This is a genomic window from Thiorhodococcus mannitoliphagus, assembly GCF_010915725.1.
GTDB classification, from domain to species: Bacteria; Pseudomonadota; Gammaproteobacteria; order Chromatiales; family Chromatiaceae; genus Thiorhodococcus; species Thiorhodococcus mannitoliphagus.
Map to the genome: position 1 here is coordinate 23,664 of NZ_JAAIJR010000008.1, position 13,550 is coordinate 37,213.

A 13,550-nucleotide genomic window follows, 5' to 3' on the forward strand; every position below is an offset into this window, starting at 1 on the left:
TCAAGCCCGCCTAGCCACATTGATTGGGATTGGGGAGATTGAGATTCGGGGAATGAACCGATAGGCTCAGCGCTCGCGCAGTCCGCCCAGGCTTTCCGATCCAAAGGTGCAAACCATCTCCGCCACCCGCCCCCGCTGGCTCCCGCAGCTCGCTGTCGTCGTCCTGCTCGCCGTCGTCGGGACATTGCCTTTCTGGCTGTCCGATTTAGACATCCAAGCGGCCGCGGCCTTTTACCACCCCAATTCCGAAGATGCCTGGCCCGAGTCGCGCCAGCCGCTGTGGCTGTTCTTCTACCAGGCCGCGCCGCTGCTGATTGGGCTCTTGGCCATCGGCAGCCTGGCGGTCCTCGGCGCCGGCAGTCTCTGGCCGCGGTTCAGGCGGGTACGGATCCACGCCGTCTTTCTGCTGGCAACCGCCGTGCTGGGGCCAGGGCTGATCGTCAATGCGGTTCTGAAAGACCATTGGGGACGTCCACGTCCGCATCAAACGCTGGAGTTCGGCGGGACTCAGGCCTACCTGCCCCCGCTGATGGTTGGCGAATCGGGCAAGGGCAAATCCTTTCCCTGCGGCCACAGCTCGGCGGGATTCATGCTTGGCGCCTTCTTCCTCATCTGGCTGCGGCGGCGCCCGGTTCTCGCCTACCTCGCGCTCCTGGGCTCGATTGCCCTGGGAATCCTGCTCGGCATCGGGCGCATGACAGCCGGAGATCACTTCTTGTCGGATGTCATCTGGTCGGCCGTCATCGTCTACGGACTCGCCTTGACGCTCTATTACCTGGTCCTGCGCATTCCGCAGCGCGAGGATGCCTTGGCTCATTTGCCGCCTCCGGAGCCTCGGCCGCTCAAGCATCCGGTGGCGCTGGCGTCCGGATACGGCATCGCGGCGGCGGCGCTGCTCTTCGGCATGCTGCTCGCCACACCCGTTCATCAGAGCCTGTCACTGGATGTCATTCAAGCCAAGTACGACCCGGCACCGCATACTCTGAGACTGGTCGCGGATACGGCCCAGGTCACGATCGCCTGGCACCAGTATCCCGAGCGATCCGCGCTGATCTTGCTGAAGGGACGCGGCTTCGGTCTGCCGGGGACCCGCGTCGAGCATCGCCTCGAGGCGGCGGACGGCGTGCTCACCTTTGCTGTCGCCCATGCTGGGATCTTCACGGAGAAGGACACCTCGCTGGTGGTCGGCGTGACCCCTGAGGATTGGGATCGCGTGGAGGTCCATACCGGGAGCGGCGATATTCGTGTCTATCCCAAGCCGCCAGGCTCGCCCGAGGTCATGCTGCAGACGGACGACGGTGCGGTCCTGCGCGACCTTCAGTGAGATCAGCGGCTTAGCGCCCCGCGCCTGACCACTGACCACTGACCACTGACCACTGATCACTGACCAGCGAGTTCATCATGTGCGGCATCGCCGGATTCATCATGCGCCCAGAGCTGCGTCCCGAGCCCGAGCTGCTGCGGCGCATGTCCACACAGCTCGCGCACAGGGGGCCGGACGACGCGGGCATCCACTGCTCGGGGCCGGTTGGCCTGGCACAGACGCGCCTCTCGATCATCGGCCTTACGACCGGCCATCAGCCCATGGTCTCCGAGGACGGTCAACTTGCCTTGGCCGCCAACGGCGAGGTCTATAACTACGTCGAGCTGAACGCCGAGCTGCGCCAGCGGGGACGCCAGGCGCGAACGCACTCGGACTCCGAGACCATCCTCAACGCCTACGCCCTCCATGGGCTGGACAGCTTGCGGCTGCTGCGCGGCATGTACGCCTTCGCGCTGCATGACGCGCGGCGTGGGGCGCTGATCCTCGGGCGGGATCGGTTGGGCATCAAACCGCTCTTCTACGTCAGACTCGCCGACCGGATCGCCTTCGCCTCGGAGATCAAGGCGCTCTTGGCCATCCTGCCCCAGCAGCCAGAAATCGTGCCTGGCGCCTTGCGGCAGTTTCTCCAGAATCAGTTCGCGAGCGGTGAGGACACCCTGATCGCCGGCATCAAGCGTGTGCTTCCAGGCGAGGCGCTGGTGATCGACGCGGATCTGAGGATTCAGCGACATGCCTATTGGTCCGCGCTAGCGGTCGCACCCCGGGACATCAGTGCGGACGAGGCACAGGCCGAGCTGGACGGCCTCATGGATGCCGCCATGCGCGAGCACATGCGAGCCGATGTGCCTTTCGGACTCTTCCTCTCCGGCGGCGTCGACTCGGCGGTGCTGGCGGCCATGCTCCACGCGCATGGCGCCGGGCGCATCAAGAGCTTCTCGGTCGGCTACAAGGGCACGACCATGGCGCACGAGCTGGACGAGGCCGCGCGCGTCGCACAGCACTTCGGCCTGGATCACACCGCGCTCGAGTTGGGGATCGATCAGGTCTTCGGGCGCATCCCGCATAGCATCTGGTGCGCCGACGAGCTGATGCGCGACTACGCCTGCCTGCCGACCTCACTGCTCGCGGAGACCGCCGGCGCCGCGCTGAAGGTGGTCTTCTCCGGCGAAGGCGGCGATGAGGTCTTCGCCGGCTATGGGCGCTATCATCCGCGTCCCGCCGAGCGTTGGGTGAAGGCGCTCATTCACCCTGGAAGCGGCGGCTTCCGCACCCGTGGTCAATGGGGCGGAGCCTGGTTGAAGCGGCTGCTGGGTGCGGATCTCCTGGCCGCGGCCGAGCAGGATCGCCAGCCCGTGCTGCGCGCCTGGGGCGCGACGCCCGCGAGCTGGTCGGATATGCAGCGCCGTCAATACACCGACTTGGTGACCGCGCTGCCGGACAATCTGCTCGTCAAGACGGACCGTATGTTGATGGGCTTTGGTCTCGAAGGCAGGGTGCCCTTCCTGGACCACAGGATCGTCGAATTCGGCCTCTCCTTACCCGATGGCCTCAAGGTCCGGCGCCACCGAGGTAAATGGTTGCTCAAGCGCTGGGCCGAGCCGCGCCTTCCGCCTGGACACCTCGATCGGCCCAAGCGGGGCTTCCACGTGCCCGTCGGCGATTGGCTGCGCGGCGGGATCGCGGAGCAGGTGGGGCGGCGCCTCATGCGCAACCGTGGCATTGGAGACTGGTTTCGCGCCGAGGCCATTCCCGACCTCGTCGCCGCTCGGCAGCGCGGACGAGGCAGCGGTCGAGAACTCTTCGGGCTCATGCAGTTCGCGATCTGGCATCGGCTCTTCATCGAGCAGCCGGGCCTCAGGCCCGCGCCGAACGAGAACCCGCTAGACTGGATCGAGTAGACTAGCCAGACCTCAATCGATAACAAGATCGACCATGGAAAACTTTCGCGGCACCACAATCCTCTCGGTCCGACGCGGCGACAAGGTCGTGATCGGCGGCGACGGCCAGGTCTCATTGGGCCCCACGGTGATGAAAGGCAATGCGCGCAAAGTGCGGCGTCTCTATAAAGGGCAGGTTCTGGCTGGCTTTGCCGGTGCGACCGCGGATGCCTTCACGCTCTTCGAGCGCTTCGAGGGCAAGCTGGAAAAGCACCAGGGACACCTGACGCGCTCGGCCGTGGAGTTGGCCAAGGACTGGCGCACCGACCGCATGCTGCGGCGGCTCGAGGCGCTCCTGTGCATCGCCGACACCAAGACCTCGCTGATCATCTCCGGTACCGGAGACGTCGTTGAGCCGGAGCAGGACATCATGGCAATCGGCTCTGGCGGTTCTTTCGCGCTATCGGCTGCCCGCGCCTTGTTCGAAAACACCGAGCTGAGCGCACGCGACCTCGTCGAGAAGAGTCTGCACATCGCCGCCGACATTTGCGTGTATACGAATCACAATCTGGTGATCGAGGAGCTGGACGCAGAGGTCTGACGCCATTCGGCGCGACCTCATCTTGCGACCGCCGCCCATCACCCGCAGCTACACCCTTACGAGCACTCAGCGCCGCGCTCGCACCGCGGCCCATTCGACGGACTCTTCAGATGTCTGAAATCACACCCCAACGCATTGTCGCAGAGCTCGACAAGCACATCGTGGGCCAAGACGACGCCAAGCGCGCGGTCGCCATCGCGCTGCGCAACCGCTGGCGCCGAGCGCAGATCGAGGAGCCGATGCGCTCCGAGATCACGCCCAAGAACATCCTCATGATCGGCCCGACCGGTGTGGGCAAGACCGAGATCGCGCGACGCCTGGCGCGTCTCGCCAACGCCCCCTTCCTCAAGGTGGAGGCGACCAAGTTCACCGAGGTCGGCTACGTTGGGCGTGACGTCGAGTCGATCGTTCGCGATCTCGCCGACATCGGGGTCAAGATGGCTCGCGAGCAGGAGATGGCCAAGCTGTCGGACCAGGCGGAGGCCGCTGCCGAGGATCGCATTCTCGAAGCCCTGCTCCCCTCAGCCTCGAGCTTCGAGGAGGACAGCCACGCGAGCACAAGTAGCGGCACCCGCGAGAAGTTTCGCAAAAAACTGAGAGCTGGGGAGCTGGATGATCGGGAGATCGAGATCCAGGTTTCGGCCACACCGCTCGGCGTGGAGATCATGGCCCCGCCCGGTATGGAAGAAATGTCGAATCAGCTGCAGGGGCTCTTCCAAAACCTTGGCCAAGGCCGCCTGAAACGCCGCAAGCTGAAGATCTGCGATGCGCGCAAGCTGCTCCAGGACGAAGAGGCCGCGAAGCGTGTCAACGACGAGGAGATGAAGCTTCGGGCGATCGAAAACGTCGAGCAGAATGGCATCGTCTTCATCGACGAGCTGGACAAGGTCGCCAAGCGCGGCGAGGGCTCGAGCGGCGCCGATGTCTCGCGCGAGGGCGTCCAGCGCGACCTGCTACCGCTGGTGGAGGGCAGTACGGTCTCGACCAAGCACGGGGCGGTGCGCACCGATCACATCCTCTTCATTGCCTCGGGCGCCTTCCATCTCTCCAAACCCTCAGATCTCATCCCGGAGCTGCAGGGCCGTCTGCCCATCCGCGTCGAACTCAAGGCGCTGACCACGGAGGATTTCGTGCGCATCCTCACCGAGCCCGACGCCTCGCTGACGGATCAATACAAGGCGCTGCTGGGCACCGAGGGCGTGAGCCTGGAGTTCACCGAAGACGGGATTCAGCGTATCGCCGAGATCGCCTGGCAGGTGAACGAGCGGACGGAGAACATCGGCGCCCGGCGCTTGCATACCGTCATGGAGCGCCTGCTCGAAGATGTCTCATACAACGCCTCGGACCTCGACCGCGTCACCGTGACCCTCAACGCGACCTATGTCGACCAGAACATGTCCGGGCTAGCTGCCGACGAGGATCTGTCGCGCTACATTCTATAGCCGGAGGAGTGCGTGGCGGCGAAGCCGCCACGCCTTTCCCCAAGCAGCGCGATGAGCCATCCTTCTGACAACTGACAACTGACAACTGACAACTGACAACTGACAACTGAACCCATGCCAGTACCCACAGAACTCAACCTTCACCGTCAATCGCGCGTGCTCGAAGTGGCCTACGATGACGGCACCCGTTTCACGTTGCCCTGCGAATATCTGCGCGTCTACTCGCCCTCCGCGGAGGTCCAGGGCCATGGTCCCGGCCAGCGCGTGCTGCAGCTCGGCAAAGAGGAGGTCGGAATCGACAAGATCGAGCCCGTCGGCAACTATGCCGTGTGCCTCCACTTCGACGACGAGCACAACACTGGCATCTATTCCTGGGACTACCTCCACAAGCTCGGCACCGAGCAGGAGCGGCTCTGGAAGGAGTACCTGGATGAGCTGGAGAAGGCCGGACAGAAGCGCAAGTCTCAGCCATCCTGAGACCGGGCGGCGCACTTCCGGCAAGCCCGTTGTGCCCGTCTGATGCCGAGTCTTCTCTTCCGCCCGAGGCTATTGAATCCGGGCTTTCTCGCCCCTCTCGGCTCCAGCCTCGCGCCACTGGGCCTTGGTCATCAGTTGGGCTGGTAGGGCGGACGAGCGAGAGCGAAGTCCACCGAATCAGGCGTCGGCGTTGGTGGACTGCGCTGCGCTTGTCCACCCTGCAGAAGACGACTGGCCGAAACGATGATCAACTCGCGTCCCTGCTCGGTAAGAGCGCTTGAGATGCCTTGGTGTAAGATAGCCGCCATTCGGCGGGGTGCCGCAGCCCGTCCACCCAAATTCGAGACCAGAGAAAGAGCATGTCCGACGAGAAAACGACCCACTTCGGGTATCAACAGGTCCCGATCGATGAAAAGGCCAAGCGCGTTCGCGAGGTCTTCGATTCGGTCGCGACGCGCTATGACCTGATGAACGATCTCATGTCAATGGGCATTCATCGGCTCTGGAAGCGACATGCCATCGAGCTGTCCGGTGTTCGCAGGGGTCATAAGGTGCTCGATCTCGCGTCGGGCACCGGCGACCTGGCAAGTCGCTTCGCCGGCATCGTGGGCCCGGACGGGGTGGTCGTGATGACGGATATCAACGCCGCCATGCTCGGGGAGGGACGCGAACGGATGCTCGACCAGGGGCGCGTGGGCAACGTGCAATACTCCCTGGTCAACGCGGAGAAAATCCCCTTCGAGAGCGATACCTTCGACTGCGTGACCATTGGCTTCGGCTTGCGCAATGTCACCGACAAGCAGGCCGCGCTGGACGAGATGTTCCGGATCCTCAAGCCCGGCGGCCGCGCACTGATCCTGGAATTCTCTCACCCCGTCAGCAAGTCGCTCAGCCGTGTCTACGACCTCTACTCCTTCTCGGTGCTGCCCGCGCTCGGTCGGATCGTGACCAAGGACCCCGGCAGCTACCGCTACCTGGCTGAGTCCATCCGCATGCACCCGGACCAGGAGACGCTGCGCTCCATGATGGAGACCTCCGGCTTCGAGCGCTGCGAGTACTTCAACCACACCGGCGGTATCGTCGCTATTCATCGGGGGTACAAGCTGTGAGCGAGGGCATTCAGATCCCGGACGCGCTGCTCGCGGTCGTCGAACAGGCGATCAATGGCTATGTTGCCCTCGACCCCGAGGGTGCAGCCGGCCTGGCGGCCTTGGAAGGCCGGCTCATCGCGATCGAACTCAAGGGCTTCGGGACACGTGTCACCGTCATCCCGGACGAGCAGGGACTGCAGCTGTTCGGACACTATGACGCGGACCCCGACTGCCTCATCGTCGGGACGCCGCTCGGATTGGCGCGCATGGCCATGGCCGAACGCAAGGAGAGCCAGCTGATCTCGGGCGAAGTCGAGGTCACGGGCGACTCGGGTCTTGCGCACGCCTTCAGCGCCGCGCTCGCCAAGCTGGATGTCGACTGGGAGGAGCAACTCGCGCGCGTCATCGGCGATCCCTTCGCCCATCAGGTCGGCAACCGTGTGCGCGACGCGGAGCGCTGGGGACAGCGCACCTCTGAATCCATGACGGCCAATCTACGCGAGTACCTGCAAGAGGAGCGTCGCCTGCTGCCGACGCGCTACGAGGTCGACGCCTTCCTCGCACAGGTCGATACCCTGCGTGACGACGTCGAGCGCATCACCGCCCGCGTCGAGCGGCTCAAGCAGCGCGCCGCGGGGCACGGCATCAAGCAATGATGGGTCCCCGCCAGGCGTTACGGCTCTTTCGCATCAATTGGATCCTGCTCCGCAACGGTCTCGACGAAGTCATCCTCGCCACCCACATCTTCCGCCCGCTGCGCTGGGTCAAGGTCCTCCTACCCTGGCACTGGGTGAAGCGCGACCTGCCCGCCTATCCGGTGCGCGTGCGCCTGGCGTTGGAGGATTTGGGGCCCATCTTCGTCAAGTTCGGCCAGATCCTCTCGACACGGCGGGATCTCCTCCCGGACGACCTCGCCGTCGAGCTCGCCAAGCTGCAAGACCGGGTGCCGCCCTTTGGCGGCGCCGCGGCCCGAGCCATGATCGAGAAGGCCTGGGGCTGCTCGGTCGACGAGGTTTTGGATCAGTTCAATCCGACCCCGCTGGCGTCGGCCTCCATCGCTCAGGTCCATACCGGGCGGCTCAAGGACGGCACCGAGGTGGTCGTCAAGGTGCTGCGTCCCGGCATCGAGCACACCATTCGTCAGGACCTCGGGCTGATGTACACTGTCGCTCACCTGGCCGAGCGCTATTGGAAGGACGGCAAGCGGCTGCGTCCCGTCGAGGTGGTTCGCGAGTACGAGAAGACCATCTACGACGAGCTGGACCTGCAGCGCGAGGCCGCCAATGCCTCGCAGATTCGCCGCAACTGGGTCAACAGCGAGATGCTCTACATCCCGGAGGTCTTCTGGGATTGGACCCGTCCGAACGTCATGGTGATGGAGCGCATCTACGGCACCCCAGTCAGCGACGTCGCCACGCTCAAGGCCCAGGGCGTGAGCATGAAGGTGCTGGGCGAGCGCGGTGTCGAGATCTTCTTCACCCAGGTCTTCCGCGACAACTTCTTTCATGCCGACATGCACCCGGGCAACATCTTCGTCGAGCCGTCCGGGCGCTACATTTCCATCGATTTCGGCATCGTGGGGACCCTGACGACAGAGGATCAACGCTACCTCGCCGAGAACCTGCTCGCCTTCTTCGAGCGAGACTACCGCCGCGTGGCGGAGCTGCACGTGGAATCCGGCTGGGTGCCGCCAGGCACTCGGGTGGATGAGTTCGAATCCGCCATCCGTACCGTCAGCGAGCCTATCTTCGAGAAGCCGCTCGCCGAAATCTCATTCGGACACTTCCTGGTACGGCTGTTCCAAACCGCCAGGCGCTTCAACATGGAGATCCAGCCGCAGCTCGTCCTGCTCGAGAAGACCCTGCTGAACATCGAAGGGCTTGGACGTCAGCTCTACCCGGAACTCGACCTCTGGACGACGGCAAAGCCCTACATGGAACGCTGGATGAAGGATCAGATCGGACTCAAGGGGCTGTTCGACCGCACCAAGCGCAACATCTACTCGGTCGCCGACCAGGCGCCGGAGCTGCCGCTCATTGCCTATCGCATGCTCATGGCCTACGACCGCCGGGTGCGCACGGAAGAGGCCATGCAGATGACGCACACCGCGTCGCGCGATGCGCGTCCACTCGTCGGGGGTAGCGCTATCCGCGCGATCGGCGGTGCAACCGTCATCGTCAGCGGCACCCTCGTCCTGCTGCTCGGCCCCGGCCACTGGCTGCCCGAGACCTTCGGCGTCGGCCTGGTCGTTTCCAGCTATCTGGCCGGCGCCTGGCTCTTCTTCACCGCTGCGCGCAGGACCGCCTGAGGGTCCAGCTTCCTCTCGGCACGGCGACGATCGCGCCAACCGCAAGTCGCAGCCTTCGCGACCCGCTTGCAACCTCCCTCCAAGCCACGGATGGCTTGGCCGACTGGGTGCGACTCTGGCATTCCCAGCCCCGTCCTCATCATCACGCTGATCTTCAGCATCCGAAGCTGAGCCTGTTTGGCCCTCTCCCGCCGAGCGGGATCTATACTGATCCTAGGGCCGAAGGCCAAGCTGGCGTGTCCCACTGAGATGTCATCTTGAGCCCTCTGCCTGGTCCATCACGGCGGCGAGCGACCTGCATGAGGGATCCAAATCCCGCGGCGCTCTATCCCGCCGTCAACTTGCCGGATTGGTCGAACCCGAGGAGAGCAATCATGGATATCTCGCTCGCTGATGTCTTGATCCATATCGACGAAAGCCTACCCCAGGAACGACGCGAGGTGGTCGAAGGGCTTCTCCGCAGCGTCGAGGGCGTTGTGAGTGTGCACAACCCCGACGATCGGCCACACTTGACCATCGTCGAGTATCGACCGGATCGGACCAATGCTCAGACGCTGCTCGAAGGCGTCCGCGGACAAGGAGTGCATGCTGAGCTGGTCGGTCTCTAGATCCGATGGGGAGAGCGTCGCGAAACCCATCCAACCTACGCCGAGGCATCAGCGCCGCGCAACAAGAAATGCCCCCGGTTTCGCGGGGGCGTTTTCATTGAGCGTCGGGGCAGTGGTCGATGGGTTTCACGGCCAAGCGGCGTCCGTGCCAAGCATCAGCGGCATACCTTGGCCCCTGCTACCCATCCTTGCTGACCTGCCGGTCCAGTGGTCTGACGGCCCGCGGAAGTGGCTTGCGCCGCACTTTCGGCTCGAAAACACAACTGGCATGGGATCATTGGGTGGCAACCGGATAGGCATGCTTGCTGAGATGTCTAGGAGCCTGTCCGACTTAGGATGAATCGGCTGCGGAATCGGGAGAACGGTCCCTTTCGCCCCGCTTTTTCGTTACATAGAACCACTATGCGCCTCAAAACCGGAACGAAATGGCCTCGCTCTCCCACTTCCTCGCTTCGATCCCCCCAAGTCGGACAGGCTCCTAGCATGGGCGATTCCCTTAGCCGCTGAATGCTGGTGGCTCTCTCGTGCTCCCCCTGCGCTGCGCCCCACAAGCAAGGGTCGCGGACGGCGGATCGTCCCATCGGGTATCAATCCCCAAAGGGGCCGCTCAAAAACCGCGCATCTCCCGATAGCGCTCCAGCACCTCGTCCGTCGGGCCGGCATGCACGATCTGACCATGCTCCATGAGGATCGCCTTCGAGCACATGCTGCGGACGAGGTCGTCCGAGTGTGAAGAGAGGACGATGATCGAGACCTTTTCGGTAAAGCGGGCCAGGCGCTCACGGGCCTTGTGCATGAAGGCGGCGTCGCCAGCGCCGATCCCCTCGTCGAGCAGCAGGATATCCGGCACCACTGAGGTCGAGACGGCGAAGGCGAGACGCATCTGCATCCCGGCCGAATAGGTCCGGATGGGCAGATCGAGGAAGTCGCCCAGCTCCGTGAAGTCGGCAATCTCTTCCATCCGCGCCTTGATCTCCCGACGCGTCAGGCCGAGAAAGAGCCCGCGCAGAATGATGTTCTCATAGCCCGTGCTTTCCTGGTCCATGCCAAGGCTGATATCGAACAGCGGCACGGTCAGCCCCTTGACACTGATGCGCCCAGAGTTCGGCTCGTAGATGCCGCCCAGAACCCGCAGCAGCGTCGTCTTGCCAGCGCCATTGTGGCCGATCAAGCCGAGCCGGTCGCCCTCTCCGAGCGTGAGAGTGATGTCCTGCAGCGCCTGCACCACGGAGATACGCTGCGAAGTCGTATCCGCTCGAATCTGGCCGCCAGTCGCGCTCTGGATGATGCGATTCTTGATCGAGCGCGTCGCAGCATTGTAGACAGGAAAGGAAACCGAGACGTTTTCCAGTTGAATCGAAGCCACAGTCGCGTCCTTCAAACCCAGTAGGCGATGCGCCAGCGATAGGCGGAGTAGAAGAAGAAAGTGACCGCCCAGCCGACAAGGAGAATGGAGAGTACCGAGAGCCAGTGCGTGAGCTGCGCGGGTTGTCCGAGCAGCGGCGCGCGCATGATCTCAACCAGGTGGTAGAAGGGATTCAGGTCGAGCAGCAGGGCGCGCCCCGGAAGCATTTCTGGCCTCCAGATCACAGGGGTGATAAAGAAGAGCACCTGCACGATACTGCCGACGATCAAGGGCACATCGCGAAAGCGCGCGCTCAGGAGCCCGAAGAGCAGTGAGATCCAGAGCCCATTGAGCAAGATGACGAAGAGCGCTAGCGGCACCCACAGCAGGTTCCAATTGAAATCCACACCGAACCAAAGCGCGACGGCGAAGAAGACCCAGATGTTGTGCGCGAAGGCGATCAAATTGGACCAGAGCACCCGGAAGGCGTAGATGGAGACCGGCGCGTTGAGCTGCCGAATCATGCCGTCTGACTGGATGAAGGCGAGGCAGCCCTCGTTGATCATGCTGGCAAGCAAGCCCCAGATGACGAAACCCGCCGCCAGGAAGGGGAGATACTCGTGGATGTCTTGGCGGAAGATTTGGCCGTAGAGGAGACCGAGCGCCAGCACCATGACGGCCATCGAGATGGTGATCCAAAAGGGCCCCAGCTTAGAGCGGCGATAACGCTGGCGGACGTCCTGCAAACCGAGGGTCATCCAGAGTTCACGTCGCTCCCAGCCCTCGGCGACGTCGCGCAGTGCACCGCGGATCTGCTCGGAACGCAGTCCATACCTGAACTGACTCAGTAGCGGCGATTCGCCGACTTGGGTCTCAGACGACATCGGGGAGATTCCAATCCAAGATTTGACGAAGAGGAGGCGTTGACGCCAGCGGAGGACGCTCGAGCCCAACCGAAAGAAGGCTCTTTCACCTATGCAGCTGATAATCGGGGTACTATACCACGCCGTTTCACCGGGAATCGGACCCGGCTCCTCATTTCCACTGCCTGGGCGGCTATCAACCGAGCTTTCCTGCCGCGTGGCCGGCTCGCTCGCAGCCGTGCCGCGCAGTCACCGGCATGGAATCATGGCCTTCAATCTCCTGCGTCCGATATGGCGCCTGCTCCCCCTCGACATCTCCACGCGGCAGCGCCTGCAGCGCGGATTGTTCCGAGTTCTGCCCTTCCTTTTCCGCAAGCACCCTGGCTTCAAGGCATTCGTGCAAGCGCGCCAGCGCGGCGAGCTGTGGCGGGGCAGGGGCGGCGCGCTCCCTGAGCAAGACGTCCAGGCCGTGCCGCTCATCGACGCGGAGCCGCTTGTCTCGCCCCCGGCGCGACTCATCGCCTTCTACCTGCCGCAGTTTCACCCGATCCCGGAGAATGACGCCTGGTGGGGGAGGGGCTTCACCGAGTGGACCAATGTCGTTCGCGGTCGACCGCAGTTTCCCGGTCACTACCAGCCGCACCTGCCCGGCGAGCTTGGCTTCTATGACTTGCGCGTCCCTGAAGTGATGGCACGCCAGGTCGAACTCGCCAAAGGCTATGGCATCGGCGGCTTCGCCTTCTACTGCTATTGGTTCGCCGGAAAAAGTCTCTTGGAGCGCCCGCTCGAGGCCTATCTGGACAGCAGCCTGGATCTGCCCTTCTGTCTCTGCTGGGCCAACGAGAACTGGAGTCGGCGCTGGGATGGGCGGGATCAAGAGATTCTCATCGCGCAGGCGCATTCTCCTGAGGACGATCTCGCCTTCATCGCAAGGATCTCGAAGTACCTGAGAGACCCGAGATACATCCGCGTCGGAGGGCGCCCCCTCCTCATGGTCTATCGGCCGGCCCTGCTGCCCAATCCATCGGAAACGGCCAAGCGGTGGCGCCTCTGGTGCCAGCAGCAAGGGATCGGCGACCTCTACCTCGCCTACACGCAATCCTTCGAGTCGGAGCCGCCTGCCGCTTACGGGTTCGACGCAGCGGTGGAATTTCCCCCGAACAACAGTCATCCAGTGGATATCACCAAGCACATCCAAGGGCGCGACTCCCGTTTTGCAGGCACCATCTACGACTGGAGCATCTATCCCGAGCGCAGCCGCCACTACGAGGGTTGCGACTACAGACGCTTCCGCTGCGTCAATCCGTCCTGGGACAATGAGGCAAGGCGCCCAGGCCGCGGCGCCATCTTTCTAGGCTCTACGCCAAGCGGCTATCGCGAGTGGCTCGAGAACGCGATCCGGGATTCGCAGGCACGCATAGCCGACCCGTCGGAGCGGCTCGTCTTCGTGAATGCCTGGAACGAGTGGGCGGAAGGGGCGCATCTGGAGCCCGACCAGAAATACGGATACGCCTATCTGCAGGCAACGCGCGATGCGCTCATGCGCACCCAGCTCGAGTCGCCGGAGACTCCGGTTGGAGCGGAAAATCCCGATGCCGCTGCTGACTGAAAGGC

Annotated in this window: 12 protein-coding genes; 10 read left to right on the top strand and 2 right to left on the bottom strand. The window is 63.6% G+C overall.

Features of this window, described 5'->3' with window-relative positions:
• Positions 1–106 precede the first annotated feature (106 nt).
• From G3480_RS03335 to G3480_RS03375, 9 genes are all read left to right on the top strand, one after another.
• Positions 107–1,324 (top strand): phosphatase PAP2 family protein, encoded by a 1,218-nt coding sequence (locus tag G3480_RS03335; RefSeq protein WP_164652255.1) that lies wholly within the window; start codon positions 107–109, stop codon positions 1,322–1,324.
• 77 nt (positions 1,325–1,401) lie between these two features.
• Positions 1,402–3,222 (top strand): asparagine synthase (glutamine-hydrolyzing), encoded by a 1,821-nt coding sequence (asnB, locus tag G3480_RS03340; RefSeq protein ID WP_164652256.1) that lies wholly within the window; start codon positions 1,402–1,404, stop codon positions 3,220–3,222.
• A 34-nt stretch (positions 3,223–3,256) separates the two neighbouring features.
• The gene (gene hslV, locus G3480_RS03345) at positions 3,257–3,802 is read left to right on the top strand and encodes an ATP-dependent protease subunit HslV (RefSeq protein ID WP_164652257.1); all 546 of its coding nucleotides are present in this window, start codon (positions 3,257–3,259) and stop codon (positions 3,800–3,802) included.
• A 110-nt stretch (positions 3,803–3,912) separates the two neighbouring features.
• Positions 3,913–5,244, top strand: a complete 1,332-nt coding sequence (gene hslU, locus G3480_RS03350) for an ATP-dependent protease ATPase subunit HslU (protein ID WP_164652258.1) — start codon at positions 3,913–3,915, stop codon at positions 5,242–5,244.
• A 114-nt stretch (positions 5,245–5,358) separates the two neighbouring features.
• Complete coding sequence (locus tag G3480_RS03355) at positions 5,359–5,721, top strand: gamma-butyrobetaine hydroxylase family protein (protein ID WP_164652259.1); 363 nt, start codon at positions 5,359–5,361, stop codon at positions 5,719–5,721.
• A gap of 359 nt (positions 5,722–6,080) precedes the next feature.
• Positions 6,081–6,830 (top strand): bifunctional demethylmenaquinone methyltransferase/2-methoxy-6-polyprenyl-1,4-benzoquinol methylase UbiE, encoded by a 750-nt coding sequence (gene ubiE / locus G3480_RS03360; RefSeq protein WP_164652260.1) that lies wholly within the window; start codon positions 6,081–6,083, stop codon positions 6,828–6,830.
• Positions 6,827–7,468, top strand: coding sequence for an SCP2 sterol-binding domain-containing protein (locus G3480_RS03365; RefSeq protein WP_164652261.1), 642 nt, complete (start codon positions 6,827–6,829; stop codon positions 7,466–7,468). Before ubiE ends, G3480_RS03365 begins: the two co-directional genes overlap by 4 nt.
• Complete coding sequence (gene ubiB / locus G3480_RS03370) at positions 7,465–9,120, top strand: ubiquinone biosynthesis regulatory protein kinase UbiB (RefSeq protein ID WP_164652262.1); 1,656 nt, start codon at positions 7,465–7,467, stop codon at positions 9,118–9,120. The genes G3480_RS03365 and ubiB overlap by 4 nt, the downstream gene beginning before the upstream one ends.
• Positions 9,121–9,494: 374 nt before the next feature.
• Positions 9,495–9,728, top strand: coding sequence for an ATP-binding protein (locus G3480_RS03375; protein ID WP_164652263.1), 234 nt, complete (start codon positions 9,495–9,497; stop codon positions 9,726–9,728).
• Between the two features lie 607 nt (positions 9,729–10,335).
• Here G3480_RS03375 and G3480_RS03380 read toward each other — a convergent pair.
• Positions 10,336–11,094, bottom strand: coding sequence for an ATP-binding cassette domain-containing protein (locus G3480_RS03380; RefSeq protein ID WP_164652264.1), 759 nt, complete (start codon positions 11,092–11,094; stop codon positions 10,336–10,338).
• A gap of 11 nt (positions 11,095–11,105) precedes the next feature.
• On the bottom strand, positions 11,106–11,957 hold the full coding sequence (locus G3480_RS03385; protein ID WP_164652265.1) for an ABC transporter permease: 852 nt from the start codon (positions 11,955–11,957) through the stop codon (positions 11,106–11,108).
• Positions 11,958–12,153: 196 nt separating this feature from the next.
• On the opposite strand from G3480_RS03385, the gene G3480_RS03390 reads away from it, so the two are divergent.
• Positions 12,154–13,545 (top strand): glycoside hydrolase family 99-like domain-containing protein, encoded by a 1,392-nt coding sequence (locus G3480_RS03390; RefSeq protein WP_338114052.1) that lies wholly within the window; start codon positions 12,154–12,156, stop codon positions 13,543–13,545.
• The last annotated feature ends 5 nt before the right edge of the window (positions 13,546–13,550 follow it).